The following is a 26316-nucleotide window of genomic DNA, read 5'->3' as shown; positions in this document are numbered from 1 at the left end:
ATTTTAACAAACTCCAGCTGCCACGCAAGCTTTCGCTTTTTCAAGCGCCTGCTTTACCTGTTTGAATCCGGTGCCCCCGGCGCTCATTCTTTTTTCAACTGCGTAGTAAGGGTCTAACACAGTGTAAATATCTTCTTCGAATAGTGTGCTCGCCTGCTGAAACTCACCAAACGGCATATCGCTTAAATAGATCCCTCTTTCGATGCATGTGTACACAAGTTTCCCGACCACTTCATGCGCTTCTCTGAACGGCATTCCCTTTTTAGCTAAATAATCCGCCAGTTCCGTCGCATTTGAAAAGTCTTGTTTTGTCGCTTGCTTCATGACGTCTTTGTTTACAGTCATTGTTTGGATCATGCCTGTGAAGATTTGCAGGCTGCCCTCCACCGTTTTCACCGTGTCAAACATGCCCTCTTTGTCTTCCTGCAGATCTTTGTTGTAAGCGAGCGGAAGTCCTTTCATGATCGTAAACAGCCCCATCATATCGCCGTATACGCGTCCTGTTTTGCCGCGGATCAGCTCCGCCATATCAGGATTTTTCTTTTGCGGCATCATGCTGCTCCCTGTTGCGTACGTATCGTCAAGCTCGATGAATTTAAACTCCTGCGAGCACCATAAAATGATTTCTTCAGAGAAACGGGATAGGTGCATCATCAGCATACTGCTGTTGCTTAAAAACTCCAAAATGAAGTCTCTGTCGCTGACGCCGTCCAAGCTGTTTTCATAAATGGCATCAAAGCCGAGCAGTTCTGCTGAATAATCACGGTCAATTGGGAAGGTTGTTCCCGCGAGCGCCCCGCAGCCGAGCGGAGATTTGTTAATCCGCTTCATCGAATCCTGAAAACGCTCCTTGTCGCGCTCAAGCATCCAGAAATACGCAAGCAGATGGTGAGCGAATGAAATCGGCTGTGCGCGCTGCAAATGTGTGTAGCCAGGGAGAATTGTTTCGATGTTCGCTTCCGCCTTTTCAATCAGCGCACTTTGGAATGCCTCAATCAGCTCGATGATGTGGCCGACATGATTCTTCAAGTATAAATGCATGTCAGTCGCCACCTGATCATTCCGGCTTCTGCCGGTATGCAGCTTGCCGCCAAGAGGACCGATTTCGTCAATGAGCATTTTCTCAATGTTCAAATGAATATCCTCATAATCGACTGAGAATTCCAATGCTCCCTCCTCTGCTTTTTGCAAAAGGGTATTCAGGCCCTCTCGGATTTTCAGCTCTTCTTCTGCTGTCAGAATACCGCATTTTTTCAGCATGGCAGCATGTGCGAGAGACCCTGTAATGTCTTCAGCAACTAAATGTTGGTCAAATGATATGGACGCGCCGAACTCGTCGACCCATTTTTCCGGTGTTTTTTGAAATCGGCCTCCCCAAAGCTTCTTCATGCTTTAATCTGCTCCTTCTTTTTCACGATGCTGTTCACTTTTGTCGGAAGTCCCCAAAGCTCGATAAATCCGATTGCTGCATGGTGATCAAATGCATCGTCTTTTGTATATGTTGCAAGTTTTTCATCATATAGAGAGTATTCCGATTTACGTCCTTCTACAATTGCATGGCCTTTAAACAGCTTCACGCGGACAATGCCTGTGACATGCTTTTGCGTTTCTTTTAAGAAAGCGTGCAGCGCGTCTTTTAACGGCGAGAACCATAAGCCGTTATAAATGATTTCTGACATTTTTTGCTCGATAATCGGTTTAAAGTGGGCTACCTCTTTCACCAGTGTCAAATCTTCTAATTCTTTATGCGCTTTGATCAGTGTCATCGCACCAGGGCATTCGTATACTTCCCGGGATTTAATGCCGACGAGGCGGTTTTCCACGTGGTCGATACGTCCGACACCGTGCGCCCCCGCCATTTCATTCAGCTTCAAGATCAGCTCAGAAAGCGAGTAGGAAACACCGTCAATGGAGACAGGCACGCCCTGTTCAAATGCAATTTCAATCACTTCCGGCGTGTCCGGCGTTTTTTCCAGCGGAGCTGTTAAATCGTATGCACCTTCTGGCGGTGCCGCCCATGGATCTTCTAAAATGCCGCACTCATTGGCGCGTCCCCAGAGGTTTTGGTCGATAGAATACGGGCTGTCAAGATTGATCGGAATCGGAATGCCGCGGCTAGCCGCATATTCAATTTCTTCTTCACGTGACCACTGCCATTCGCGAACCGGCGCGATGACTTCAAGGTCAGGGTTTAATGATTTAATGGAGACTTCAAAACGAACCTGGTCATTTCCTTTCCCTGTGCATCCGTGGGCAATCGCCTGTGCATCTTCTTTTTCCGCAATTTCAACCAGTTTTTTCGCGATCAGCGGTCGAGATAATGCCGAAACAAGCGGGTATTTTCCTTCATACATCGTGTGGGCCTGCAAAGAAATAAGCGCGTAGTCCTGTGCAAATTCTTCTTTTGCATCGATCACGTAGGAGTTTGTCGCGCCGACTTCAAGCGCTTTCTGCTGAACAAATGCCAAATCTTTGCCCTCACCGACATCCAGGCAGCAGGCGATGACATTATATCCTTGCTCCTGAAGCCATTTTATTGCGACGGAAGTATCAAGACCTCCTGAGTATGCTAATACGACTTTTTTCTGTTCTGACATGATAAAATTCCCCTTTCAACCGTGTTTCTATTTTGTATAAAAATAAATTATATTTAATAAAAATACATTTTGTATGTATACACTTTAACAAGTACGTTTCGTTTTTTCAAGCCTTTTATAAAAAAAACTTCACCTAAATTTCAGGTGAAGTTTCGTAGTATTTATTCATTTACTTGTCTTTTCTGATTTCTCTGACCACATGCGCAAGTTCGGGAATAATCAGCTTATTCATTGCCAGCTTTACCGCGCCGCTTGAGCCTGGCGTTGAGAAAACAGCGGTATGCTGAATGACGCCGGCAGTTGCTCTCGACATGATTGCGGCAGAGCCGATATCCTCTGTATAACTCAGCATCCTGAATATTTCTCCAAAGCCGGGCAGTTCTTTCGAAAAAAGCGGCGTTATGGCTTCAATTGTGACATCCCGATCTGCTATGCCTGTCCCTCCGTTTAAGAGTACCGCGTCTGTCTGTTCATCCATGCAGCCCGCAAGCACTGACCGCTGCAAAGCATCCTTTTCGTCTTTTACAATTTCATATGCAGCAATATGATGACCGGCTTCTTCTAAAAATGAGATCATCAGCTTGCCGCTTTTATCGGTTTCCTCTGTCCTCGTGTCACTGACAGTAATCACTTTGCACCGAACGATATCGGGAGCTTCTTGTTTATGCTCTTGAACGCTCATTGGCCCACCTCTTTTATGTTTTCTGTCTGTCACTATCATGCATCAACAAAAAAGCACATTCAAGAGAATGTGCTTTCATGCGATTTATTTTGCTAAACGAACAACGTCGCGCGCAATCATGACTTCTTCATCAGTTGGAATGATCATGACTTTTACCGGAGAATGCGGATAGCTGATGAAAGCTTCCTCGCCGCGCACGTTATTAAGCGCAGGGTCCCAGTATACGCCCATGAATTCTAAACCGCGAAGAACGCGTTCTCTGACTTCCACACTGTTTTCACCGATACCGGCAGTAAAGATGATCGCATCGACACCGCTCATTCTTGCAGCGTAAGAACCGATGTATTTGTGGATTCTGCTTGCGAATACTTCAAGAGCCGTTTCCGCGCGCTCATTTCCTTCTTTCGTTGCTTCAACGATGTCACGAAGATCGCTTGAGAAACCGGAAATGCCGAGCAGTCCGCTTTTTTTGTTTAATGTATTCAATACTTCGTCAGCCGTTTGGCCTGTTTTCTCCATGATGTATGGAATCAGGGCAGGGTCGATGTTTCCAGAGCGTGTACCCATTGCTACACCGGCAAGCGGCGTAAAGCCCATGGATGTGTCAATTGATTTTCCGCCTTCAACAGCGGCAATACTTGCTCCGTTTCCAAGGTGGCAGGAAATCAGGCGCAAGTCTTTTAACGGACGGCCGAGAAGCTCTGCCGCACGCTCAGTTACATATTTATGTGAAGTGCCGTGGAAGCCGTATTTACGGATGCCGAATTTTTCATAGTATTCATACGGCAGGCTGTACAGGTAAGACTGCTCAGGCATTGTTTGGTGGAATGCCGTATCAAATACAGCTACCGCAGGAACATTTGGAAGCACTTCTTTGAACGCTTTAATTCCAACGATATTTGCCGGATTGTGAAGCGGTGCCAATTCAGAAATATCTTCGATTTCCTTAATGGTTTCATCCGTTAATAAAACAGAATCGCTGAATTTTTCTCCGCCGTGAACGACACGATGGCCAATTCCGTCAATTTCATTCAAGTCTTTAATAATGCCGAATTCCGTTAACTTATTCAGCAGCATTTTAACAGCTACCGCATGATCTGGAATATCAGTTACTTCTGTATTTTTTTCGCCGTTCACAGAAATTGTGAATACGCTGTCGGCGATACCGATTCGTTCAACTAAACCCTTCGTTAAAACGGTTTCTGAAGGCATTTCGAAAAGCTGAAATTTCAAAGACGAGCTTCCTGCGTTAATTGCAATAATTTTGGACATGATTGACGCTCCTTTATACTCTGTATCAACAACTTCGTTTTTCGTACTTTTTTCCCGGTGAATATCAACATCTTCTCCGAAAAATATCTGACTTTTCCATTTAAACATTGTCATGTCGGCTTTTCAAGTCAACTTGCGTATTGATAACGCTTACAATAAGAAGTCGTTATTTTCAGACACATTCCCTATAGGTTTTGTATTGATGAACGCTTACAATTTGCGGTTTTTCCCTCTGTATTTTGTGTTTCAAAGCTGGATTCAATTCGTCAAGTCCGGTCTTCAAAAGCATAAATAAAAGCAGCTTAGGCATCGACCTCATACGGCTGCCTAAGCTGCTTTTAAAACACTTACTTTTCTTTTTTAAACCATTCATCAAATTGAGCCATCATATCAAGCATCGCCTTTTGATTGGAGAAAGACGGAAGATTCGCAAGCAGAATTTGCCCCGGCGCTTTCGTATTCTCTCCTTGTTTCTGAAGCACAAGGATGCTTTTGGCATGAGCTTCGTCTTTAAAAATAGATTTTGGCAGCTGCAACAGTGCGTTGATATGAACCTTATCTTTGAAAAACTGTTTCAGCTTGCCGCTTTGGGAGCTCTCAAACAAATGATTCGGAATCATAAAAAATAAGTAGCCGCCCGGTTTGGTATGCTTGACGCTCTGTTCAATAAACAGATGATGAGCGAAGGAATGGCCTTCGTCAGCTTTGAGCTCAAACGCTTCTGCTCCTTCGTCATTCGGATAATAGCCGACTGGCAGATCACAAATGACCGTGTCAACTGGATCGATAAACAACGGCTCAAGGCTGTCCTGGTGGAAAAGCTCAAGCTCTTTTTTCAGAAGGTTCGCTTGGGCATAGGCGATCTTCAAGAGCACATCATCAATTTCAATGCCAAAGCTGTTTGCCGTTTTTTCAGACAGCTGGTTCAGCACGGTAAACAGAAGGTTCCCAGTTCCCAAGGCTGGATCAAGAATGGTCAGTTCCTTTTTGTCCGCCATAAACTTATTCACCAAATAGCTGATGAAAAGCCCGATCGTATCCGGCGTCATTTGTCTGTTTGGATGGGAGATATCTTTCATTCCTTTAAGGACGGCAAGCTGAAAAGCCTTGCGTACCCACTCATGCTCATACGTGCCGAATTCCGCTTTTTCAAGCAGAGCCTGAAGATGTTTGGTTTTCTGATCAGCAGGCAGTTTCAGCTGATCCGTTTTTTCAAGAAAATACATTTCTCCTGCTTCGGCCAGCGCCTCTATATATGAAATCTGCAATTCATTCTTTATCATAATCGCGGCTTCGTTTAACAGCTCATACACCGCACCTACATGGTCTTTTTGCATATTGTGTTCCTCCTTGCCATGAAAAAAGCTCCGGCGGCAGCCTGGAGCTTTTTTCCCTGCTTACTTCACTAATGCCTTAGCAGCCTCAATTGGCTTTTCATAGTTCGGGTGGTTTGTTGCTTCGCTTACATATTCAGCGTAAACGACTTTTCCGTTCTCATCAAGGACAAATACGGAACGCGCAAGCAGACGAAGTTCTTTAATATACACACCGAACGCTTCGCCAAATGACATATCTCTGTGGTCAGACAGTGTTTCCACTTTGTCAATTCCGTTAGCGCCGCACCAGCGCGCTTGCGCGAATGGAAGATCTGCACTGATTGTGTAGACGTTGACATCTCCAAGCTTTGCAGCTTCTTCGTTAAAACGGCGTGTTTGTGCATCACAAACACCTGTATCAATTGAAGGGATAACAGAAATAATCGTTACCTTTCCTTTCATGTCAGCTAACGATTTTTCTTCAAGGCTGTTAGTCAGCACTGTGAAATCAGGAGCTTGATCTCCTACCTTCACTTCTTGTCCGACAAGTGTAACCGGACCGCCTTTGAATGTAATTTCAGCCATTATAATTCCTCCCTTTTGTATGTATGTCTCTATCATAGTAAAGTTTCCTGCAAACTGCAAAGTTTATGCCAAAAAAAAGTTAACTGCGGCCAGCGCAGTTAACCTTTTTTAATAGTTCATATTGTTCATTTGGTTTTGATTTTGGCCCTGGCCTTGGTTTTTGTTATTTTTCTTGAACATTTGCTGGATGCGTTCGAGTGTTTGAGGGGCTGCGTCTAAAATTTTCTCTATTAAATGGGTATTTTCATCTAAATGAAGCATTCTGATGCCTGTCGATCCGACAATTAAAAACGCGATCGGCGTAATGGACACACCGCCCCCGCTTCCGCCTCCGAAAGGAAGTTTCTGTTCTCTTGTCTCATCGTCTTCCGATTTCTTTTCGGCCGGCTTTCCGCCAAACTCGCTTCCGCCTGCGGCGAATCCGAATCCAACTTTAGAAACAGTTAAAATCACACTTCCATCAGGCGTTTCTACTGGATCTCCGATGATGGTGTTAACATCAATCATTTCCTTCAAGTTTTCCATTGCGGTTTTCATTAACCCTTGGATGGGATGGTCTGCCATATACGCTTCCTCCTTAAACTGATGAATCATTCTTTGAAGTCATTCTAGCCGACGGATTCTTCTTTAATACGGATAGCTCCCGTCCGTATTTGACGAATTTGAAAGCTGCAAGCATAGCATGTCCAAAGCGAAAAAAGAATATACACTGAAAATGGGTCTTGGAAACAGGGACTTGAAACGACGGGATCACCTCATAGACAGGTTTATTCACAAAGTCCAGGTGGTCGTAGAGCATTGCTGCGATACCGCCCTTCACACCCCATACAGCACCTGTTAACACACCTGTCACTGCCGCGTCCTGAATTCCGATTACTGTAACCCATTCTAGTTTTGTGATATGTAAATGCGCGAGAAAAGACGCGCTGATTTTTCGCAGTCTGGTGACCTGATGCAAAAGCATTTCGATTTTATTAATGCTTTGCTGCACATCGTTTTGTGTAATTTTTTTCTTTCCGCTGCTTTTTTTCATTTTAGATTCAGTTTTTTGTTTGATATCCACTGTTCCGTCTTCTTTGTTCACCTTAATCGCCGGGATTGTTTTTTTGATCCTTATAAGGCCAAACAGCGCCGTAATCTTCAAAGTCAATTTGTCATTATCAGCGGCATGAAGATACTCCAGCGCGACATGGATTTTCATTCTGAGAAGCAGTACGATCCCTATGAGAATAAGAATGGCTGTCAGTACATACACCATATTCTTCACTTCCTCTAGGAGCATTATCGCCAATTCCTAAAAAAATAAACCCGGACAGAGGTCCGGGTTATCGGTTATTTGCGGTATAATTTTTCATGCACCACGGTGGTATCCGCGATGTAATCATGAATCCCTTGTTTTGTAGGTGAAAAAGCAACAACGATATATAAAATCCAAATCTTATCAATATACCGTCCCACCACTTCACGAAAAATCACTGTACTCCATGTCAGCTTGCTATCTTGCTTCACAGAAACCACTTTGAGGCCGAACACCATTTTACCAAGCGTCTGCCTGAAGTATTTTGTCATTAGTGCGAAATAGGCAAGATACACAATAAGCGTTGTCACACTGTAGGCCGAGAAGGTAAACATGCCAGATGTTTTCGGCAGATCCAATACGGTAAAGAGGGGAGAAACGAGTAAATGGTTTAATCCCCATATCACGAGCCAATCAAGCAGGAAAGCCCAGAAACGAACCCAAAAGCCAGCATAGGCATGTGTCAGCTGCTCCGCTTCTTGCGGGCCTTTGATGTCATTGCGCTCTAACTCTTCATATGTCGCGTCCATTATTGTTCCCTCCTACTTCGCATAGAGATACATCATTCTCGGCGAACCGGATTGCGATAGAATTTCTCTCATATTCAAAAAATCAATTTCACTTTTAAACATTTTGTTCGCACCCATAGAAAACAGTGAGCCTAATCCGAAGCTTTCCTCATAAGAAATGACAGAGGCGTTTTTCAAATCCTTGTGATCCTTTTTCATCGCCGTAATGGTATCGTCATAAAAACCAAGCTCATCAACGAGGTTCAGTTTTTTTGCCTGCCGTCCGTCATACACGCGGCCGTCCGCAATTTTCTTTACCTCTGCTTTCGGCATGCTGCGCCCTTTTGAAATGACATCAACAAAGCCTTCATACGAATTATCAACCATTGATTGCATGATGTTTTTTTCTTCTTTCGTCATCTCACGGGAAGGAGACATAATGTCCTTATGGGCCCCGCTCTTAATCGTTTCAAAAGAAATGCCAAGCTTATCGGCAAGCTTTGAATAATTGACGCTTTCCATAATGACGCCGAGTGACCCGGTCAGGGTTTCTGGTGTCGCAAAAATCTTATCAGCCGCTGTTGAGATGTAATAGCCTCCTGATGCTGCCATCGAACCCATTGACACGTAAATCGGTTTTTTCGTTTCTTTCTTGATTTCTTCCAGTTTCTTATGTATTTCAGCACTTTCATACACTCCGCCACCCGGAGAATTCACCTTCAGAACGATACCTTTGACCGTCTTGTCATCTTTTGCGCGCTCAAGGTTTTTTAAGAACGTTCTGTGGTTATATCCGTCTGCACCAAGCAGACTGCTTGAGTCCCCATTATCCTGAATGGTGCCGCTGACCTCTAATACGGCAATTTTACTTGAGAGACTGCCGTTTTCCAGCGTCTTTTCCTGCGATTCATCCGTCAGTGATGTGAGATCCGTTTGAGCGCCTTTGACGCTTTCAAAGAAACTCATAGAGATGCTGACGATAATAGACACGCCGAAAATCCCCAGAGCAATCACTAATGCAATCCATCTTTTTGCATTCATTTTTTCTCCTCCTTTTTCCTAAACTCTCTCATTATACGATTCAATATGAAAAATGTTTCACTTCATGAGAAAGCTCCGGCTTAACGGGCTGCCGGCAAACGTGGTACACTTATGGCCAAAGGTATTTTATCACAAATACTGGATGGCAGAAAAACTTAAATATGACAGCAAAGGGGAAATGGGATATGACCGATCAACGCCGTAATGTTTATTTTTTTCACAAACAGGATCAGGAAACGAACGAACAAGCCCGCTCGTTAACACAATTAGCGGAAGAGCATGGATTTACCGTTGTGAACCAGCACTCAGACGCCAACATTATCGCTAGCATTGGCGGGGACGGCACATTTTTGCAGGCAGTCAGAAAGACGAATTTTCGTGACGACTGCTTGTACGTCGGCATTACCAAAAAGGGGAAAGCTCATTTATATTGCGACTTTCATAGTGATGAGCGAGAAAAAATGGTCGATGCAATGACGTTTGAACAAATTGAAGTGAGAAAATACCCGCTGATTGAAGTGACAGTGGATCAAGCCAGTCCTTTTCACTGCTTAAACGAGGTATCCATCCGCTCAAGCATCATTAAAACCTTTGTGATGGACGTGCTGATTGACGATCTGCACTTTGAAACGTTTAGAGGTGACGGAATGATTATCTCAACGCCTACAGGGAGTACCGCCTATAACAAGTCTGTTGCAGGAGCTGTTGTTGATCCATTGCTTCCATGCATGCAGGTATCAGAGCTTGCATCCCTTAACAATAATACCTACCGGACACTCGGCTCGCCATTTGTCCTCAGCTCTGACCGAAAGCTGACCCTTCGTGTGGTGCAGGACGGCAACGAACACCCAATCATCGGCTTGGACAATGAAGCACTCAGCACGAGAAATGTGAAAACGATCGAAATCAAACTGTCTAATAAGAAAATCAAAACAGTCAAACTAAAGGACAATTCATTTTGGGAAAAAGTGAAGCGTACTTTTTTATAGAAAATAAGGACAGGCTGCTGCCTGTCCTTTTATGATTTCTCATATACAATCTGGCCGTTTATCACGGTTTTTTTAATATCTAAAAGATGAAGCTGTGCGGGGTCAATGGCAAACGGATCACCACTGAGAACTGTAAAATCCGCGTCATAGCCTTCCGCAATTTTTCCGCGTGACTTCTCTTTATAAATGATACCGGCGCTACCTTCTGTATAAAGCTTTATCGCTTCATATACAGGTAAACATTCACTTTCATTATAGCTTGGCCCGTTTTGCTCATGACTGCTTTTACGGAGGACCGCGGACTGGATCCCTAGAAGCGGATCAACAGGCTCAATCGGGGCGTCTGAACCGCCCGCGCATAAAATGCCTTTAGATATGAGTGTTTTCCAGGCAAATGCAGTCTTCATCCGGTCTTTTCCGAGACGGTCAATGACCCACGGAAAGTCGCTTGCAACGAAATGCGGCTGAAGATCAAGTGCGATCGGCATGCGTGCTGCTCTCTCGATTAATTCGTTATCAAGCACTTGGGCATGAATAAGCCGATCATGCCGGCCGTTTTTGGGCGGATGCTTTTCAATTGCGTTCAGCACTTTTTCAAAAGCAAGATCACCGATTGCATGAACAGCAACCTCCATCCCTTTTTCTCTCGCTTTGCGAATGAGCCGGCCAAGGGTTTCGTCATCATGAACCTGAACACCATTTGTTGATGGATCATCCTGATATGGTTCTTTCAATAAAGCCGTTCTCCCGCCAAGCGCCCCGTCCGCAAAGATTTTCATCGCACCAAACTCCACATACGGGCCAGACGGTTTCTCCAGCTGCTCCCATCGATCGACCGCTTCATGATGAACGAGCAAATGGCAGCGAAACGGATACTTTCCGCTAGAAACAGCTTTCTCATAAGCTTTTATCGGCACCGAAACATCACCATAATAGGACAAGTCTTCCGAATGACCGCCCGTCAGGCCTTTTGTCCAGCAATCCTTTATTGCAGCCGTTAATGCCTCATCAACATAGTGCTGGGAGAATGGCGGGACAGCCTTCAGAATCAAATCCTGCGCCTTATCAAACAGGAGTCCGGTCGGCTCGCCATTTGCATCTTTTACGATGACTCCGCCGTCAGGGTCAGGAGTATTTCTTGAAATTCCCGCTGCTTGAAGAGCCGCAGAATTGACAGCTATTGCATGCCGGCATATACGCTTGAGCAAGACAGGCCTGTCAGGAAACAGGCGATCAAGATCATGCTTAGTCAAGTAGTCAGGTGTCTCAAACTGATTTTCATTCCAGCCCTCTCCAATGAGCCAATCATTTTTAGGAAGCTGCCGACCTCTTTCCTTCGCAGCCTGTAAAATTGCATCTTTCGACGTCAGTGCGGACAGATCGAGCTGAAGCTGTTTCTCACCGTGGCCGATCAAATGTAGATGGCTGTCAACAAACCCGGGGAACATCACTGCTCCGTTCAGGCTGATTTCTTCTGTTTCCGGCGACCCGTACTTTTCCTTCAAACGTTCGTAGCTGCCGGTGCCTTTTATGACACCATCCTCAACATAAACTGCCTCAGTCCGATCGCCTTCTTTGAGCATCGTATAAATGAAACCGCCGTGCCATATCGCCTTCATCCACGTTCACTCTCTTTCTTTACGCCTTTTTATTGGCTTTGAGCTGTTCTTCACGTTTTCTTAATTCCACTCGTCTGATTTTTGCAGAAGCCGTTTTCGGCAGGCTTTCCACAAATTCAATTTCTCTAGGATATTTGTATGGAGCGGTAATCGTCTTCACATGGTTTTGCAGCGTTTTGACAAGCTCATCACTGCGTTTTTCATGATTTTGCAGGACAACATATGCCTTTACGATGGAGCCTCTGATTTCATCAGGGCTTGCGACAACAGCACATTCTTTTACTTCTGGATGCTTAACAAGCGCGTCTTCCACCTCGAAAGGCCCGATCGTATAGCCGGAGCTGATAATAATATCGTCATTTCGGCTTTCAAACCAGAAGTAACCTTCCTCATCTTTTCTTGCTCTGTCTCCCGTTAGGAAATAATCGCCGCGAATTTGTGTTTTCATTCTTTCCGGATCTTTAAAATACTCTTTAAAGAGCGCAGGCGTACTGAGGTGAACAGCGATATCGCCAACCTCACCAGATTTGCAGATTTCACCGTCTTCATTTATGATCTCCACCTGGTTTCCCGGTGTCGGTTTTCCCATGCTTCCCGGTTTAATAGGCGTATCTTTCAAAACACCAACCAAAAGCGTGCTTTCTGTTTGGCCATATCCGTCCCGTACCTTAATGCCAAAGTGCTTTTGGAAAACATCAATGACTTCACGGTTGAGCGGCTCACCTGCGGAAACAGCACTGTGCAGGGCAGAAAGATCAAAGCGGTCCAAGCCCTCGACCTTCGCCATTAAGCGGTATTCTGTCGGCGTACAGCAGAAAACATTGATTTTGTAGCGATTTAAAAGCTCTAGATATTTTTCTGCTTTGAATCTGCCGTGGTACACAAAACCGGTTGCTCCGCTGCCAAGCACCGCTAAAAACGGACTCCATACCCACTTTTGCCAGCCAGGGGCAGCAGTTGCCCAGACGATATCCTTTTCAGAAATATCAAGCCAAGCGCCGGCAGAAGTTTTTAAATGAGCAAATGCCCATCCATGTGTATGTACAACACCTTTCGGCTGACCTGTTGTCCCGGATGTATAAGATAAGAAAGCCATATCATCTCTTGTTGTGTCAGCTGTTTTAAATTGGCTTCCGTCCGCTTCAATTGATAAGAGGTTTTTCCAGCCGGCATCATTTTCACCAATAGACAGTGTAATCAGTTTGTCAGCCGTACTGACATCCCGGAAAGCGCCAATAAATTCTGAGTAGACGATGGCGCCTTTTACCTCTGCATGTTCAATCCGGTATTCAAGATCTTTCGCGCGAAGCATTTCGGAGCACGGAATGACAACCATCCCTGATTTCAGGATAGCCAAATAAACAGCATAGGCTTCAAGCACCCGCGGTACCATTACAATCAGCTTGTCTCCCTTTTTAAATCCAAGGTCAGCTAAGGCCGCTCCGATTTTATTTGTTTCTTCCATCAGCTTTTCATACGACCAAGATTCTTGCTTGCCCGACTCGTCCTCCCACAGAAGAGCGGTTTTTTGTCCAGCAGCACTGAACTTTTCCATTTCATTCACTAAATTATATTGCATAGGGGCAATTAAATCTTCACGTTTTAACACGAACAACTCCTCACTTTCTCCACCCATTATACATAAATACAGGCTCTTTCCGTAAGGATATGCCTAAAAACAACCTCTGTAAACATAGATTTTATAGGCCGCTGGTCCTTTTTTATATGTAAAAAATGAAAAGGAGTGGGGATTCCCCCACTCCAAAGCCATTATGTGAAATTGTAAATTAGAATTGTCCTCCGCCCATGTTTTGTTGAGCAAAAGATACAAGACGTTTTGTGATCTCTCCTCCAACAGAACCGTTAGCGCGAGAAGTTGTGTCTGCTCCAAGGTTTACACCGAATTCAGAAGCGATTTCTAATTTCATTTGGTCGATAGCTTGAGCAGCTCCTGGTACTAGAAGTTGGTTACTGCTGTTACCGTTTTGACTGTTTTGTGCCATGTGTCTCACCTCCTTGTGAGTATAGAATGTGTCAAAACACATGGCTTCATTCAGAAAAACTTTGGTAATTGTATACAGGAGCTGAAAATTGATTTAAAAGAGTTCAGCGAATTTATCGTTAGCTTCTTGTTCGCTATACAGGGTCATTGTCTCAATGTTATCTACCGCTTCTTGAATATACGGCTCGAAATCAACAAAGCTTTCAAAGTGTTCAATTTTCTCTTTTTTAGGGCGTGTTTTCGGGCTTGGCGGTGTAAAGATCGTGCAGCAGTCTTCAAACGGCTGAATGCTTGTCTCATATGTGCCAATTTCCCGTGATTTTTCGATGATTTCTGTTTTGTCCATGGCGATTAGCGGACGCAAAATCGGTGTTGACGTCACCGCATTAATTGCATACATGCTTTCAAGCGTTTGGCTCGCTACCTGACCGAGGCTTTCTCCCGTAATAATGGCAAGCCCGTTTCTCTTTTCTCTGATTCTGTCGGCGATCTGAAGCATGAGGCGGCGGGTTGCCGTCATTGTGTAATTTTCAGGAATTTGTTTTTGGATGAGCTCTTGCGTTTTTGTAAATGGAACAATATGAAGTGTCATACTTCCCCCAAAACGGGACAGACATTTCGCCAGATCCATTACCTTTTGCTTTGCGCGCTCACTCGTGTATGGCGGGCTGAAGAAATGAACAGCTTCTACCGACAGTCCCCGTTTCATCGCATAAAAACCGGCCACAGGGCTGTCAAAACCGCCAGAAAGCATCAGCATCGCTTTTCCTGCTGAACCAACTGGCAGACCGCCTGCACCTTTTTCATCACGAATTGTCAAAAATGTTGCTTCTTCCCTGATTTCGATTCTGAGCGGGATGTCTGGGTTGCGAACATCGACCGTCAATCCTTCTGTATTTCGCAAAATATGGCCGCCGATTTCAGCGTTCATCTGGTTTGTATCTAATTCAAATTGCTTATACGCTCTCTTTGTCGCGACTTTAAACGTATCACCTGGTTTATACTGATCTTTGATAGCCTTTAGAGCGGTTTCCTTAATATCATCAAGGCGGCTGTCACACTTAATTGCCAGGCTGAAGCTTTGAATGCCAAACACTTGCTTTAAATGAGGAAAAAGAGCCTCAGGATCCTCTCCATTTAATGTAATCGTCATACGATCCCTGTTGGAAAAGTATTTTAAATTCGGATAGTCTTTCAAAACGAGTCTGATGTTTTGTTTTAAGCGCTCAATAAAGCTTTTTCTGTTTTTGCCTTTGGTCGAAATTTCCCCAAAACGAATTAATATATGATCGTAATTCATGTTCTACCTCATCATTTCCCTTAATTTTTTGATGCCAGGACGAAGCGCGTTCATAAACGGTTCTGCCACATCGCTTGTCTGGCTGTAATTTAAACTGATTCTGATGCTGCTTCCGGCAATCTGCTCTCCTTTGCCCATCTCTAAGAGAACTTTACTGGGCTTATGTTCTTTTGCTGAGCAAGCCGATGTTGTGGAGACGAAAATACCCTGTTCCTCAAGCATGTGTAAAAGCACTTCCGCTTTAATCCCCGGTACAGAGAAATTAATAATGTGCGGCGCGCTATTCATTTGAGGCGTGTTGATAACGACGCCCTCAATTTCTCTCAGCCTTTTCATAAACAATTCCTTTGCGGCAGTCATCGTGTCAAGCCGTGTGTCAAAATCTGCAGAGGCAAGATTAATGGCCTTGGCAAGCGAAACCGCACCAGCAGTATGTTCTGTTCCGGCCCGTATGCCTTTTTGCTGAGAGCCTCCCGTTATGAGCGGAATAAGGCGTGTTCCTTCTTTTACAATAAGTGCGCCTGTCCCCTTCAGCCCGTGAAATTTATGCCCGGAAATTGAACACAGATCAATCCCGGCCTTTTCAATTGCCAAGGGCACTTTATAGATGCCCTGCACATAATCGACGTGAAACAAAATGTTCGGGTGCTTCTTCAGCACTTCTCCTGCCGCTTCAATCGGCTGCACGGAACCGACTTCATTGTTCACATGCATCATGCTGACAAGCACAGTATCGGGACGGATGGCTGCTTTTAGTTCTTCAATAGAAACAAAACCGTCTTCATTCACAGAAAGATAAGTGATATCAAACCCGAACAACTCTTTCAGCTGTTCTAACGATTCCGTAACGGATGGATGTTCAATAGAAGTGGCAATGATATGTTTGCCTGTTTTTATCTTGGACAAAGCCGCTCCTTTTAAAGCCGCATTATTGGCTTCTGTGGCGCCTGACGTAAATACAATATCATATTTTTTTAGGCCTAAGGACCTTTTGATTTGATTTTTGGCTGCTTGAAGCAGCTGTTCCGTTTCGGCTCCATATCGGTGCAAAGATGAAGGATTGCCAAAGTATCGGCTGCTTGTCTGTTCATATACGTTCAAGACTTCATTGTAAGGCTTCGTCGTTGAACTATTATCTAAATATATCATCTTTTTTACTCCTTTATGAAAGCGGTACAAGGTATGATATTTATGTTACCATAACAAAATTTAATAGAAAATTACGAAAAACTAGTATTGACTTCTAATTTTTTTACCATATAATAAGATTTGTTCGTTTCGTCATATTATCTGACAATTAATTGACAGAATATTTTAACATAATTATTAGGAGGATTTTTTTCATGAAACACTCACTGCCTGTCAAAGATACCATTATTATTGGCTTCATGCTATTTGCGTTATTCTTTGGAGCAGGAAATATGATTTATCCGCCGGAACTTGGACAAGCAGCCGGACACAACGTCTGGAAGGCCATCGGCGGATTTTTACTGACAGGGGTAGGCCTGCCGCTTCTCGGCATTATCGCCATCGCATTAACCGGTAAGGACGCTAAAGGCCTTGCTGACAAAGCGCACCCTGTTTTCGGCACAATCTTTACTGTCGTGCTTTATTTATCAATCGGACCATTATTCGCCATCCCGAGAACAGGAACTGTTTCATATGAAATTGGCGCTGTTCCGTTTTTGACTGGCGTACCAGAAAGACTTTCTTTATTAATATTTACACTTATCTTTTTCGGCGTTACGTACTATTTAGCGTTAAACCCATCCAAGGTTGTCGATCGAGTCGGAAAAATTCTGACTCCCATCAAATTCACAATTATTTTAATCATTGTTCTCAAAGCCATCTTCACGCCGATGGGCGGATTGGGCGCCGTGACAGAAGCATATAAAGGAACACCGGTTTTTAAAGGATTTTTAGAAGGCTATAAAACAATGGACGCACTTGCTTCAATTGTATTTGGCGTTGTCGTTGTAAATGCTGTAAAAAGCAAAGGCGTTACACAGTCTAAAGCTCTTGCTGCAGCCTGCATTAAAGCAGGTGTGATTGCCGCTTTAGGGCTGACTTTCATTTATGTATCCCTTGCTTATTTAGGTGCAACAAGCACAAATGCCATCGGTCCTGTTGGTGAAGGAGCTAAAATTTTGTCTGCGTCTTCCCATTATTTATTCGGTTCATTAGGCAACATCGTACTCGGAGCAGCGATTACAGTCGCATGTTTAACAACAAGCATCGGCCTTGTCACATCTTGCGGCCAATATTTTTCAAAACTTATTCCGGCATTATCATATAAAATTGTCGTTACGATTGTCACGTTATTCAGCTTGATCATTGCGAATTTCGGACTCGCGCAAATTATCGCGTTTTCTGTTCCTATTTTATCAGCTATCTATCCGCTTGCCATTGTCATTATCGTTCTTTCCTTCATCGATAAGATCTTTAAAGAAAGACGCGAAGTGTACATCGCATGCTTGATCGGCACAGGACTTTTCAGTATTTTAGACGGTATCAAAGCAGCCGGTTTTTCACTTGGATCTTTAGATGCGTTTCTAAATGCGAATCTTCCTCTTTACAGCCTCGGCATCGGCTGGGTACTTCCAGGAATCGTCGGAGCGGTTATCGGCTATGTGCTGACCTTATTCATCGGACCATCCAAACAGCTTAATGAAATAAGTTAATGTCACAGAACGCCTGCGTTATTGCGCAGGCGTTTTGTAATGAAAAAAAGAGCCTGCTCATTACACTGCGGGCTCTTTTTCATGGTCGTGATTATCTAAGCGGATATGTCAGCTTTGATTTTTTCAACTGCACCTGGCGCAGCCTTTTCTACAGCGGCAGCTGCAATTTCATAAGAGTCGTCATAATCAAAAGCATAAAAACGTCTTTCCGCTTCTTTCAGCTGTTCAGATAAAATGTGATTTTGGCTTCTGAACCGGTTTCCGAACTGAATGATTTTTTCAATGAGGATGACCTGCTCGACAAGTTCCTCTGATTCCCGGCTTGCCCTGTTGACGATATCTTCTGCTTGTTTCAAATGGGCTCCGGCTTCTTCCATATTTAATGGAAGTTCGTTTAGTTGATTGACTGTTTCTTGAATATGATGATGCGCGTTCTCCAGCATCTCTTGAATATGGCTCGGGATGCCTGGGATGTTGCTAGTCTTCAGCAGTCTTGCTGTCTCAGAAATTGTTTTTTTCAAATTGCTGAGCGTCTCCCTCGCCTGAAGCTCTTCTTTTCTCAGCGCTTGCAGATTTTCACGATACTCGGCATGCTCTTTTTTCACTTCTTCAATTTGCTTCTCTATTGAAGCAACTTCTTCTACTAAAAGTGAGTAGGCGACATGCTCTGCATCGAGCTTATCTTTAACGGATGATAGCAGCTTCCCAATTTCATCAAGGCGCTTTTCAAAAGCCTGCTGTTTGCCGAGCTCACCGGCTGTCAGCCTGTAGCTTTCCTTCACCAGCTCAGTTTCCGCTTTCGTATGCTCTTTCTCTTCTTTAAGCTTGTCGTAAGCAATAATCAATTCAGGCATTTTGCTTAGTACGGATTGACCAGCTTCAACTTCGCCCTCCAGCTGCTGATAAACAGATTGAATATTTTCGTCAATGAGCTGCAGGATTGCGGATGCTTCATCAATATCCAGCTCAGTCATCAGGACATGTTCCGCTCGTTTCAGCTGGTTTGACAGATTTTCTAATTCCTTATCAAGCTGGATATGCTCAAGCTTGTACCCTTTTTCTTTCATTTCGCCATAGCCATCCTTGAGCTTTGCAATCTGTCCGGGCACCGTCTGTTTACAGTCAGCTAACAGCTTCGGCACATCATCTATGTATGACTGAAGCCGTTCAAGATTGCGGTCCTGCTCAAGCAGTACTTTTCGTGCAGTAATATAGTTTCCGCCTTCTGTTTCTTCTTCAAATTGTTTGATGCCGCTCCAAATTTCGTCCAGATCCTTTTCAAGGCTGTCATAAAGCTCCCCGTAAAGGTGGCTGTAAGCCAGCAGGTTTTTTCGAGATTTCGAATAGCGCTCCCTCACCTGTTCAATCTCTTCACGGCTCTTTTCCTCACTTGTGACAAGATCGCTGATTTCCCGAAGAATCTTTTCAATGCTTGATTCAGCCGCTGTCAGCAGGTCATCGATATGAACGAGCACTTGATTGGCCTTTTTAAACCGGTATTTGTCTGCATTTTCCTCGGCATCATAAAGGAGCTCTTCAACTTTCGGCATGTGGGCTGTGACAATCTCGTCCCATTCTTCACGCCACTTCTCAAAGAACTCTTCTGTCTGACCCGTCATTTTTAAATGTTTTATTTTAGACATTTCTTCCACGATCGACCGATTCAGAATTTCAATCTTCCACGATTCCAGCCGGTCGATTTCGGCGTAGATTTTTTTCCTGAAAAAGTAGCCTGCCGCAAACAGCGCAAGCAGTACAATTAATAATCCAATGACAAACTCCATAATGAGCCCCCTTGCTGTTTACCTTAATCTGTCAGGGTGTTTTATTTATTCAGAAAGATTTCAGGATATGTATTGAGAAAAACTGTCGTTTTCATTGTTATTATGATACCATGTAACAAACATTTTTTGACCAGAAATCAAAAACTTTTTGTGCAAAATCGGCAGGATTTGACTATTTTTTCATGGGGTGACATCAATGCAAAAGCGAGACGGACATATTCACACACCATTTTGCCCTCACGGCTCCAATGACACACTCAGACAATATGCAGAAGAAGCCTTAAAAAAAGGGTTCGAATCGATTACTTTTACCGAACACGCCCCATTGCCGCCCTCTTTTACCGATCCCACGCCGCTGAAAGACAGCGCGATGGCGCAAGCTTCTTTGGAACGCTATATTTATGAAATTTCCGGATTAAAAAAAGAATATCGCGGACAGCTTAGCATACGGGCAGGGCTTGAAGTCGATTATATCGCTGAATTTGAAGACGAAATTACATTATTCCTGGACACATACGGGCATTATTTAGATGACAGCATCTTATCCGTTCATTTTTTGCGCACAGACTCTTCCTATCTATGCCTTGATTATGACGAGCATACCTTCAAAGAGCTGATTTCAGCCTGCGGAAGCATTGAAGCTGTATACGAACAATATTACCGGAGTATCTATTCTTCCATTGTAGCATCTCTCGGCATTTATAAGCCAAAAAGAGTCGGTCACATCACACTCGTCCAAAAATTCATCAAGCTGTTTCCATACAGCATGTCAGAGCATATTCGCGGCCTCGTTTCCCTGTGCTTAAATGCCATTGAAGAAAACGGAATGGAGCTCGACTTCAATACTTCCGGCTTAAGAAAAACTTACGCTGGCGGTATTTATATCGAGGATTGGATGCTGAATGAAGCGAAGCAAAAGAAGATCCCGCTTGTGTTTGGGTCTGATGCCCATCAAGCGGGAGATGTCGGATATGCGTATGAGGCGTTTTTGGAACGGTGCTAGTTGGTGAGCGCCACGTCTCCTGTCCGGAAGACGCTTCTGATCCAAATCTTGATTTCTTCAAAATACATTTTATAAAAATACGGCTCGTGCGGCTGCATGTAGAGTACTTCTGAAATATATTGAGGCTGGAGATAGGGCATCATCAAGAGAGATTTTAATTGGAGAATAAAATGAGGCAGCGGCAGCGTTAAATATTCACGCTGTTTTTCTCCTTCCTCAATGATCAGCTGAAAGATATACTTTTCCTTCATTAGATATGTCGACATAATTTCCCTGATTAATGTGGAGTCAATTGTGACTTCCCGGTAGACAAAACGAGTTAATTGACGATGATTATGCTGATAGGATAAAATATCGAAAACCAATTGAAGAAGCTGTTCCTGCGTGCTTTGAGAAGAGATACTGCTTGCCGCTGTTTCAAGCGTTTTGCTGTAGCCTTCGTAAAACTCTGAAACTAAGTGTTCCATCAAGCCTCCTTTGCCTTTAAAATAGTAGGAGATGTGCGCAACATTTACATCAGCTGACTTTGCGATTTCACGGACAGACGTGCCAGAAAATCCTTTTTGGTTAAAAAGCATGACAGCAGATTCAATAATTTTGTCTTTGGTGCTTACTTTCATACGGCTCACTCCTTCCTCTTGATACTATTCAAGCAGAAAGCCGCTGTTCCTGTAAGAACTTATCGACAAATGCCGGCAGAAAAGCCGGAACTTTGTTTTATATTATAGAAAAAGTGAGGGTTTTCCATGTTCCATGTCGAAAAACAATCTGGAGATAGAGAAAAAGACTATCAGCTTCTGCTAAAACAGCTCGAAGCCATGACCGAAGACGAAACAGATCAAATAGCTAACTATGCAAATGCCTCAGCACTGCTGTATCATTCGCTGCCTGAAGTCAACTGGGCGGGTTTCTATTTTGCCAAAGAAGAGGATGGACAGCTTGTGTTAGGTCCGTTCCAAGGCCTGCCGGCATGTGTTCGGATTCCTTTCGGCAGAGGGGTTTGCGGCACAGCGTACGCAAACGGAAAAGTGGAACGTGTTGAGGATGTAAACGCGTTTCCTGGACATATCGCCTGCGATGCAGCGTCTCAATCAGAAATTGTGCTTCCGATTCGTGTAGACGGAAAAATTGTCGGCGTCTTGGACATCGACAGCCCAGTGAAAAACCGTTTCGACGAAATTGATGAAAAATACTTAACTCAATTTGCCGAAACGCTAGAAAAAGCGTTAGCGCAGTAATATAAAAGCCCAAAACTGATATCGTTTTGGGCTTTTTTTATTTTATTGAGTCATGAATCATCAAGCGGTTTTTCCCGCTCCGTTTCGCGCTGTAGAGCGCTTCATCTGCCTCATGCACAAGCTCTTTCAGCGACTTTTTTGTTTCTGTCGTCCAGCAGGATATACCGCAGGAAATGGTTACCTCGGGTTTCGTATTTTTTCTGACCGCATAAACCAGTCGCTCAGTAATCCGTTTCCCCACTGCAACCGGCACATTTGGCAAATAAATCGCCAGCTCCTCGCCTCCCCAGCGGGCACCGACATCATGCTTTCGGATGTTGCTTTTAATCACTGAAGCGACTTGAATTAAAATCTCGTCCCCAGTCTGATGGCCGTACGTATCATTTACATTTTTAAAATTATCAATATCAACAAGAATAAAAACACCCTTTTGGTGGATTTTCATGCTGTATTGAATTTTTTCATCTAAATACACTCGTGAATACAGTTCAGTCAGCTGATCTGTTTTCACAAGGTGCTCAAGACGGTCGCGAAGCATTGAATTGGTTACAGCCAGTGTCGCGTGATGAATCAGCGCCTGAAACAGCTTGTACATTTCAAATGTAAAAGCGTACAGCTCCTGTTTCAATAAAACCGCAAAGCCCAGAAGCCGGTCGTTTTGAATCATCGGAGCAGCCATCAGCGAGCCGTACCCCGCCTTCCCAAAAACAGACTGGCCATTCCCGATGAAAACCCCTTTTTCACCTTCATACAGCTTTTCTTTCAGCTCATTATAAAAATCTGACGGCTTCGCTTCTTTAAAAAATGCTGTGCTGCCTGGAAGCAATGTTAGGTTTTCAAAATGGTCTATATGAAAAAATCCCACTTCTTCTGCCTGAAACGATTCTGCCATTCTCACAGCCAGATCATTCATTGTATCAGTCAGTGTCAGCCGCTGATTCAGGCGGCGTGATGTTTCATTAATCAATTCCAAATTTGCGATGCTTGCTTTGGATTGTTCGTAGAGCTGGGCATTTTCAAACGCTTTTCCCGCCGCGTTTGCTAACAGCGACATTTCATCAAGGCAGGCATCAGTAAGAAAGCTGTCACCCGTTCCCTCAGCCTTCAACACCCCGTATGTGCCCTGCTGTCCTTTGATCGGAATATAGGCGACAGATTCATTTTTCCGCAAAATGTCTCCGGACAAATACACTTTGAGCGCAAAGGAATCGGATTTTTCCCCTTCCATATACAGCTCTTTTGCAGGAATCCCTAAACATTGGTCTTGATCGTGCGATATAAATAAAGAAAACTCAAAAAGAGAAAATGTGCTGGTCAAGCTTTCTAAAAGCTGCTTCAGCACATCTGTCTGATCAAGCAGTGAATGGAACAGCTCTGTCATTTTGTATATCTTTTTTTGGTAGATCGTTTTGTTATAGAGTCTTTCCTGTTTCATCGACTGGTTTAAAAATGAAGCAACCACGTCCGGAAGCCCCTCAGGAATCTCTTCATCCTGCCTGCACGCAAGATGGAAACGCCTGCCGGAGCCGTCCTCAATCAGATAACATGAAGTGTTTATTTTTGAAGCGGAAAAACGCGCTTCACCATCTGCCAGTTTTGTCACAAAGTCTGATGATGACGGTGTAAGCGAAACACAAAGGGTTGAAAAATAGGTTTGAATAGCCGAAGTCAGCCATATTAAAGAGTCGGTGAATGTGACTTTTTCAGATTTGGTTAATAAAAAATCGAGCATATGATAATGAAAGGCGGATAATTGATCTTTAGTTTGTTCTACCATGTTTTTATCACCTAAAAGTTTACCACTAATTTTTGTTTATTATATCATAAACGTTGAAGCAATAATGGAGGAATGGTTGACTTCAAGACAAATAAATTATATAATGACCTTTGTGTGAAATATTGCAGCCTTTTTGTTCAGCTTCTATGTTTTCATTTTGTTCCTTATCAATAAGGTGTATCGTGTAACTCTCTGCTGCTGGAGCGAGGATACATGAAAACAAAATGTGCATGGTCGAATAGAGCAGACGGTTTTTATTTTCCACAAAAATAAAACCAAAGGAGGAGTCACATTATGGCTCGCTATACAGGTCCATCTTGGAAACTGTCTCGCCGTCTAGGAATCTCTCTTAGCGGTACAGGAAAAGAATTAGAAAAACGCCCTTACGCTCCAGGTCCACACGGCCCAGGACAACGTAAAAAATTATCAGAATACGGTTTGCAATTGCAAGAAAAGCAAAAGCTTCGTCACATGTACGGTGTAAACGAACGTCAATTCCGCACTTTGTTTGACAAAGCTGGCAAACTAGCTGGTAAACACGGTGAAAACTTCATGATTCTTTTAGATTCTCGTCTTGATAACGTTGTGTACAAGCTAGGTTTAGCACGTACTCGCCGTCAAGCTCGCCAATTGGTTAACCACGGTCACATTCTTGTAGACGGAAGCCGCGTTGACATCCCGTCTTACCTTGTGAAACCTGGTCAAACAATCGGTGTTCGCGAAAAATCAAGAAACCTTTCTATCATCAAAGAATCTGTTGAAGTGAACAACTTCGTTCCTGAATACCTTACTTTCGACGCTGAAAAGCTTGAAGGTACTTTCACTCGTCTTCCTGAGCGTTCTGAACTTGCTCCGGAAATTAACGAAGCGCTTATCGTTGAGTTCTACTCTCGTTAATCGTTTTAAAAACCCCTGCCGCTATGCGGTCGGGGTTTTTTTATCGTCTGTTTCGTCATTCGCCTCTTGCTGGCCAACACTATCTTGCGCCTGCTGATCCCAGTAATCCTGCTGCAGCCGTTCTTTTGCAATCGTACACATGAGATTCACACTTTAGCGCTCCTTTCATTTAAAAGGTGGTGATTGGTCGTGTTTACCCTATCTAATATACTCTTTTCCTTTCATTCCTATGCGGTAAACAAAAAGATCCTTTGCCTTCAGTGGCAAAGGATCTTTTTCTTATTTATACGTCACAAGGAAGTATTTTTTCTTCCCGCGGCGCAGAACAGTAAATTGGTTTTCGATACGGTCTTCACCTGATAGGGTATAATTTATTTCCGTCTGGCGTTCACCGTTAATGTAAACAGCTCCGTTTTGAATGTCTTCACGCGCTTGGCGTTTAGAAGGAGATAATGTAGATTGCACCAACACATCTACAAGTGAAAGCTCTTGGGTGCTGTCAACTTCCATAGAAGGAACATCTTTAAAGCCTACTTTTACGTCTTGAGCAGAAAGCTCTTTAATATTGCCGCTGAACAGCGCTTGGGAGATGTTGATGGCTTGCTCCAGCGCCTCGCGTCCGTGAACAAGTGATGTCACTTCTTCTGCCAGGCGTTTTTGCGCTTCACGTTTTTCTGGCGCCGTTTCTGTTTTTTCAGCGTATGCTTCAATTTCCTCTTTTGAAAGGAACGTAAAGTATTTCAAGTATTTGACAACGTCACGGTCGTCTGTGTTGATCCAGAATTGATAGAATTCATATGGCGATGTTTTTTCTTTATCAAGCCAGATCGCGCCGCCTTCCGTTTTTCCGAACTTCGTGCCGTCTGCTTTTGTGACAAGCGGAATCGTTAGGCCGAACGCTTTTGCTCCTTCTTCTTCTGATTTTCTGATCAGTTCAAGACCCGCTGTGATATTGCCCCACTGATCGCTTCCGCCGATTTGCAGTTTACAGTTTTTGTCTCTGTAAAGATTTAAGAAATCATAAGATTGAAGAATCATGTAGCTGAATTCCGTGTACGAGATGCCGGATTCAATTCTTGAGCTAACCGTATCTTTTGCCAGCATGTAATTGATGCCGAAATTTTTACCAACGTCACGAAGGAAATCGATCACATTCATTTTGCCGATCCAGTCAAAGTTGTTCGCGATGACAGCTGGGTTTTCTGCTGCTTCAAAATCTAGAAATCTGGACAGCTGGTTTTTGATTTTTTGGGACCATTCGGATACGATGTCAGCAGTGTTTAATGTACGCTCTGCTTTTTTTCCGCTTGGATCACCGATGAGGCCCGTCGCGCCCCCCACAAGCGCAATCGGATGATGCCCTGCAAGCTGAAAACGGCGAAGTGTTAAAATAGGCAGCAGGTGTCCGATATGCAAGCTGTCTGCTGTCGGGTCAAAGCCTGAGTACAAGCGGATTTTTTCTTGATTCAGCTGTTTATTTAACCCTTCTTCATCTGTCATTTGCTGAATCAATCCGCGGAAGGATAAGTCTTCAAGTAAGTTAGTCATAAGATAAAGCTCCTTTTTTGATTAAAATAAAAAACGCCCCTTCGTTTACACGAAGGGACGATTGATTATCGCGGTACCACCCTACTAATAAGAGAATGCAAACATTCGTCTTATCACTTTGCCTGATAACGGATCAGGTCCGTTCTTTCACTACTGAAAGCCTGGGCGGCTTTGTTTGC

The 26316-nt window shown here is 43.8% G+C and carries 26 protein-coding genes and 1 other annotated feature (1 of these 27 cut by a window edge); of the genes, 5 read left to right on the top strand and 21 right to left on the bottom strand.

The annotated features are described in order from the left end of the window. Positions 1 to 3 precede the first annotated feature (3 nt). From argH to sppA, 11 genes are all read right to left on the bottom strand, one after another. A complete protein-coding gene (gene argH / locus WA279_RS00230; protein ID WP_049141025.1) occupies positions 4 to 1389 on the bottom strand; it encodes an argininosuccinate lyase in 1386 nt (461 codons plus the stop codon). Continuing rightward, complete coding sequence (locus tag WA279_RS00225; RefSeq protein WP_003229357.1) at positions 1386 to 2597, bottom strand: argininosuccinate synthase; 1212 nt, start codon at positions 2595 to 2597, stop codon at positions 1386 to 1388. Before WA279_RS00225 ends, argH begins: the two co-directional genes overlap by 4 nt. Before the next feature lie 169 nt (positions 2598 to 2766). Then, positions 2767 to 3279, bottom strand: a complete 513-nt coding sequence (locus WA279_RS00220) for a MogA/MoaB family molybdenum cofactor biosynthesis protein (RefSeq protein ID WP_003229354.1) — start codon at positions 3277 to 3279, stop codon at positions 2767 to 2769. Between the two features lie 84 nt (positions 3280 to 3363). Continuing rightward, positions 3364 to 4551 carry an acetate kinase gene (locus WA279_RS00215; RefSeq protein WP_003223511.1) on the bottom strand — a complete coding sequence of 396 codons (1188 nt, stop codon included), beginning with the start codon at positions 4549 to 4551 and terminating at the stop codon, positions 3364 to 3366. A gap of 172 nt (positions 4552 to 4723) precedes the next feature. Then, complete coding sequence (locus WA279_RS00210; protein WP_123372909.1) at positions 4724 to 4927, bottom strand: hypothetical protein; 204 nt, start codon at positions 4925 to 4927, stop codon at positions 4724 to 4726. After that, positions 4899 to 5888, bottom strand: a complete 990-nt coding sequence (locus tag WA279_RS00205; RefSeq protein ID WP_042974972.1) for a class I SAM-dependent methyltransferase — start codon at positions 5886 to 5888, stop codon at positions 4899 to 4901. The genes WA279_RS00210 and WA279_RS00205 overlap by 29 nt, the downstream gene beginning before the upstream one ends. A 60-nt stretch (positions 5889 to 5948) precedes the next feature. After that, positions 5949 to 6452, bottom strand: a complete 504-nt coding sequence (tpx, locus tag WA279_RS00200; protein WP_003223506.1) for a thiol peroxidase — start codon at positions 6450 to 6452, stop codon at positions 5949 to 5951. 108 nt (positions 6453 to 6560) lie between these two features. After that, entirely contained in the window at positions 6561 to 7016 is a 456-nt protein-coding gene (gene ytfJ, locus WA279_RS00195) for a GerW family sporulation protein (RefSeq protein ID WP_003223504.1), read from the bottom strand. Positions 7017 to 7029: 13 nt separating this feature from the next. Then, positions 7030 to 7710 carry a DUF2953 domain-containing protein gene (locus WA279_RS00190; RefSeq protein ID WP_015483561.1) on the bottom strand — a complete coding sequence of 227 codons (681 nt, stop codon included), beginning with the start codon at positions 7708 to 7710 and terminating at the stop codon, positions 7030 to 7032. A gap of 74 nt (positions 7711 to 7784) precedes the next feature. Next, entirely contained in the window at positions 7785 to 8279 is a 495-nt protein-coding gene (locus WA279_RS00185) for an RDD family protein (protein WP_014477652.1), read from the bottom strand. A gap of 12 nt (positions 8280 to 8291) precedes the next feature. Then, positions 8292 to 9299 (bottom strand): signal peptide peptidase SppA, encoded by a 1008-nt coding sequence (sppA, locus tag WA279_RS00180; protein WP_021480310.1) that lies wholly within the window; start codon positions 9297 to 9299, stop codon positions 8292 to 8294. A gap of 185 nt (positions 9300 to 9484) precedes the next feature. Between sppA and WA279_RS00175 the strand changes: the two genes are divergently transcribed. Further along, positions 9485 to 10288 (top strand): NAD kinase, encoded by an 804-nt coding sequence (locus WA279_RS00175; protein ID WP_004399091.1) that lies wholly within the window; start codon positions 9485 to 9487, stop codon positions 10286 to 10288. A 29-nt stretch (positions 10289 to 10317) separates the two neighbouring features. Here the strand turns inward: WA279_RS00175 and WA279_RS00170 are convergent, their stop codons facing one another. The 5 genes from WA279_RS00170 to WA279_RS00150 all read right to left on the bottom strand — a co-directional run bounded on the left by WA279_RS00170 (position 10318) and on the right by WA279_RS00150 (position 16358). Beyond that, a complete protein-coding gene (locus tag WA279_RS00170; protein WP_336153781.1) occupies positions 10318 to 11907 on the bottom strand; it encodes an amidohydrolase in 1590 nt (529 codons plus the stop codon). A gap of 19 nt (positions 11908 to 11926) precedes the next feature. After that, positions 11927 to 13516 carry an acyl-CoA synthetase MbcS gene (gene mbcS / locus WA279_RS00165; RefSeq protein ID WP_336153780.1) on the bottom strand — a complete coding sequence of 530 codons (1590 nt, stop codon included), beginning with the start codon at positions 13514 to 13516 and terminating at the stop codon, positions 11927 to 11929. A 178-nt stretch (positions 13517 to 13694) separates the two neighbouring features. Further along, a complete protein-coding gene (locus tag WA279_RS00160) occupies positions 13695 to 13910 on the bottom strand; it encodes an alpha/beta-type small acid-soluble spore protein (protein WP_010329658.1) in 216 nt (71 codons plus the stop codon). A gap of 93 nt (positions 13911 to 14003) precedes the next feature. Beyond that, on the bottom strand, positions 14004 to 15209 hold the full coding sequence (gene thiI, locus WA279_RS00155; protein ID WP_160244735.1) for a tRNA uracil 4-sulfurtransferase ThiI: 1206 nt from the start codon (positions 15207 to 15209) through the stop codon (positions 14004 to 14006). 3 nt (positions 15210 to 15212) lie between these two features. Beyond that, entirely contained in the window at positions 15213 to 16358 is a 1146-nt protein-coding gene (locus WA279_RS00150; protein ID WP_336153776.1) for a cysteine desulfurase family protein, read from the bottom strand. Between the two features lie 194 nt (positions 16359 to 16552). Here WA279_RS00150 and brnQ point away from each other — a divergent pair, with 194 nt between their 5' ends. Further along, positions 16553 to 17890 carry a branched-chain amino acid transport system II carrier protein gene (brnQ, locus tag WA279_RS00145; RefSeq protein WP_017695726.1) on the top strand — a complete coding sequence of 446 codons (1338 nt, stop codon included), beginning with the start codon at positions 16553 to 16555 and terminating at the stop codon, positions 17888 to 17890. Positions 17891 to 17985: 95 nt separating this feature from the next. On the opposite strand, the gene ezrA is transcribed toward brnQ, so the two are convergent. Continuing rightward, positions 17986 to 19674, bottom strand: coding sequence for a septation ring formation regulator EzrA (gene ezrA, locus WA279_RS00140; protein ID WP_003229320.1), 1689 nt, complete (start codon positions 19672 to 19674; stop codon positions 17986 to 17988). Between the two features lie 196 nt (positions 19675 to 19870). On the opposite strand from ezrA, the gene hisJ reads away from it, so the two are divergent. Beyond that, positions 19871 to 20677 carry a histidinol-phosphatase HisJ gene (gene hisJ, locus WA279_RS00135; protein ID WP_336153773.1) on the top strand — a complete coding sequence of 269 codons (807 nt, stop codon included), beginning with the start codon at positions 19871 to 19873 and terminating at the stop codon, positions 20675 to 20677. Here the strand turns inward: hisJ and refZ are convergent. Beyond that, complete coding sequence (gene refZ / locus WA279_RS00130) at positions 20674 to 21297, bottom strand: transcriptional regulator RefZ (RefSeq protein WP_327828211.1); 624 nt, start codon at positions 21295 to 21297, stop codon at positions 20674 to 20676. The genes hisJ and refZ overlap by 4 nt on opposite strands. Before the next feature lie 126 nt (positions 21298 to 21423). Here refZ and WA279_RS00125 point away from each other — a divergent pair, with 126 nt between their 5' ends. Continuing rightward, positions 21424 to 21915: a GAF domain-containing protein gene (locus tag WA279_RS00125; RefSeq protein WP_336153769.1), complete on the top strand. Its 492-nt coding sequence runs from the start codon at positions 21424 to 21426 to the stop codon at positions 21913 to 21915. A 37-nt stretch (positions 21916 to 21952) separates the two neighbouring features. Here the strand turns inward: WA279_RS00125 and WA279_RS00120 are convergent, their stop codons facing one another. After that, complete coding sequence (locus WA279_RS00120) at positions 21953 to 23692, bottom strand: diguanylate cyclase domain-containing protein (protein ID WP_336153768.1); 1740 nt, start codon at positions 23690 to 23692, stop codon at positions 21953 to 21955. A gap of 294 nt (positions 23693 to 23986) precedes the next feature. On the opposite strand from WA279_RS00120, the gene rpsD reads away from it, so the two are divergent. Next, complete coding sequence (gene rpsD / locus WA279_RS00115) at positions 23987 to 24589, top strand: 30S ribosomal protein S4 (protein ID WP_003229304.1); 603 nt, start codon at positions 23987 to 23989, stop codon at positions 24587 to 24589. A gap of 21 nt (positions 24590 to 24610) precedes the next feature. Here rpsD and sr7p read toward each other — a convergent pair whose 3' ends face one another. Both sr7p and tyrS read right to left on the bottom strand, forming a co-directional pair. Beyond that, the gene (gene sr7p / locus WA279_RS00110; RefSeq protein ID WP_015714524.1) at positions 24611 to 24739 is read right to left on the bottom strand and encodes a small protein SR7P; all 129 of its coding nucleotides are present in this window, start codon (positions 24737 to 24739) and stop codon (positions 24611 to 24613) included. Positions 24740 to 24868: 129 nt separating this feature from the next. Next, positions 24869 to 26137 carry a tyrosine--tRNA ligase gene (tyrS, locus tag WA279_RS00105; protein ID WP_336153765.1) on the bottom strand — a complete coding sequence of 423 codons (1269 nt, stop codon included), beginning with the start codon at positions 26135 to 26137 and terminating at the stop codon, positions 24869 to 24871. A gap of 50 nt (positions 26138 to 26187) precedes the next feature. Next, positions 26188 to 26316: a binding site (T-box leader), on the bottom strand (it continues 108 nt past the right edge of the window).

It is taken from the genome of Bacillus sp. 204(2023) (assembly GCF_037027505.1).
In the GTDB taxonomy this organism is placed as follows: Bacteria; Bacillota; Bacilli; order Bacillales; family Bacillaceae; genus Bacillus; species Bacillus subtilis.
This window is presented reverse-complemented; position numbering and strand designations above follow the sequence as displayed.

Excerpts from the sequence above, each read along its gene's own strand:
- argH (WP_049141025.1), bottom strand. The coding sequence starts at position 1,389 with ATGAAGAAGCTTTGGGGAGGCCGATTTCAAAAAACACCGGAAAAATGG.
- WA279_RS00225 (WP_003229357.1), bottom strand. The coding sequence starts at position 2,597 with ATGTCAGAACAGAAAAAAGTCGTATTAGCATACTCAGGAGGTCTTGAT.
- WA279_RS00220 (WP_003229354.1), bottom strand. The coding sequence starts at position 3,279 with ATGAGCGTTCAAGAGCATAAACAAGAAGCTCCCGATATCGTTCGGTGC.
- WA279_RS00215 (WP_003223511.1), bottom strand. The coding sequence starts at position 4,551 with ATGTCCAAAATTATTGCAATTAACGCAGGAAGCTCGTCTTTGAAATTT.
- WA279_RS00205 (WP_042974972.1), bottom strand. The coding sequence starts at position 5,888 with ATGCAAAAAGACCATGTAGGTGCGGTGTATGAGCTGTTAAACGAAGCC.
- tpx (WP_003223506.1), bottom strand. The coding sequence starts at position 6,452 with ATGGCTGAAATTACATTCAAAGGCGGTCCGGTTACACTTGTCGGACAA.
- ytfJ (WP_003223504.1), bottom strand. The coding sequence starts at position 7,016 with ATGGCAGACCATCCCATCCAAGGGTTAATGAAAACCGCAATGGAAAAC.
- WA279_RS00190 (WP_015483561.1), bottom strand. The coding sequence starts at position 7,710 with ATGGTGTATGTACTGACAGCCATTCTTATTCTCATAGGGATCGTACTG.
- WA279_RS00185 (WP_014477652.1), bottom strand. The coding sequence starts at position 8,279 with ATGGACGCGACATATGAAGAGTTAGAGCGCAATGACATCAAAGGCCCG.
- sppA (WP_021480310.1), bottom strand. The coding sequence starts at position 9,299 with ATGAATGCAAAAAGATGGATTGCATTAGTGATTGCTCTGGGGATTTTC.
- WA279_RS00175 (WP_004399091.1), top strand. The coding sequence starts at position 9,485 with ATGACCGATCAACGCCGTAATGTTTATTTTTTTCACAAACAGGATCAG.
- WA279_RS00170 (WP_336153781.1), bottom strand. The coding sequence starts at position 11,907 with ATGAAGGCGATATGGCACGGCGGTTTCATTTATACGATGCTCAAAGAA.
- WA279_RS00160 (WP_010329658.1), bottom strand. The coding sequence starts at position 13,910 with ATGGCACAAAACAGTCAAAACGGTAACAGCAGTAACCAACTTCTAGTA.
- thiI (WP_160244735.1), bottom strand. The coding sequence starts at position 15,209 with ATGAATTACGATCATATATTAATTCGTTTTGGGGAAATTTCGACCAAA.
- WA279_RS00150 (WP_336153776.1), bottom strand. The coding sequence starts at position 16,358 with ATGATATATTTAGATAATAGTTCAACGACGAAGCCTTACAATGAAGTC.
- brnQ (WP_017695726.1), top strand. The coding sequence starts at position 16,553 with ATGAAACACTCACTGCCTGTCAAAGATACCATTATTATTGGCTTCATG.
- ezrA (WP_003229320.1), bottom strand. The coding sequence starts at position 19,674 with ATGGAGTTTGTCATTGGATTATTAATTGTACTGCTTGCGCTGTTTGCG.
- hisJ (WP_336153773.1), top strand. The coding sequence starts at position 19,871 with ATGCAAAAGCGAGACGGACATATTCACACACCATTTTGCCCTCACGGC.
- refZ (WP_327828211.1), bottom strand. The coding sequence starts at position 21,297 with ATGAAAGTAAGCACCAAAGACAAAATTATTGAATCTGCTGTCATGCTT.
- WA279_RS00125 (WP_336153769.1), top strand. The coding sequence starts at position 21,424 with ATGTTCCATGTCGAAAAACAATCTGGAGATAGAGAAAAAGACTATCAG.
- WA279_RS00120 (WP_336153768.1), bottom strand. The coding sequence starts at position 23,692 with ATGGTAGAACAAACTAAAGATCAATTATCCGCCTTTCATTATCATATG.
- rpsD (WP_003229304.1), top strand. The coding sequence starts at position 23,987 with ATGGCTCGCTATACAGGTCCATCTTGGAAACTGTCTCGCCGTCTAGGA.
- tyrS (WP_336153765.1), bottom strand. The coding sequence starts at position 26,137 with ATGACTAACTTACTTGAAGACTTATCCTTCCGCGGATTGATTCAGCAA.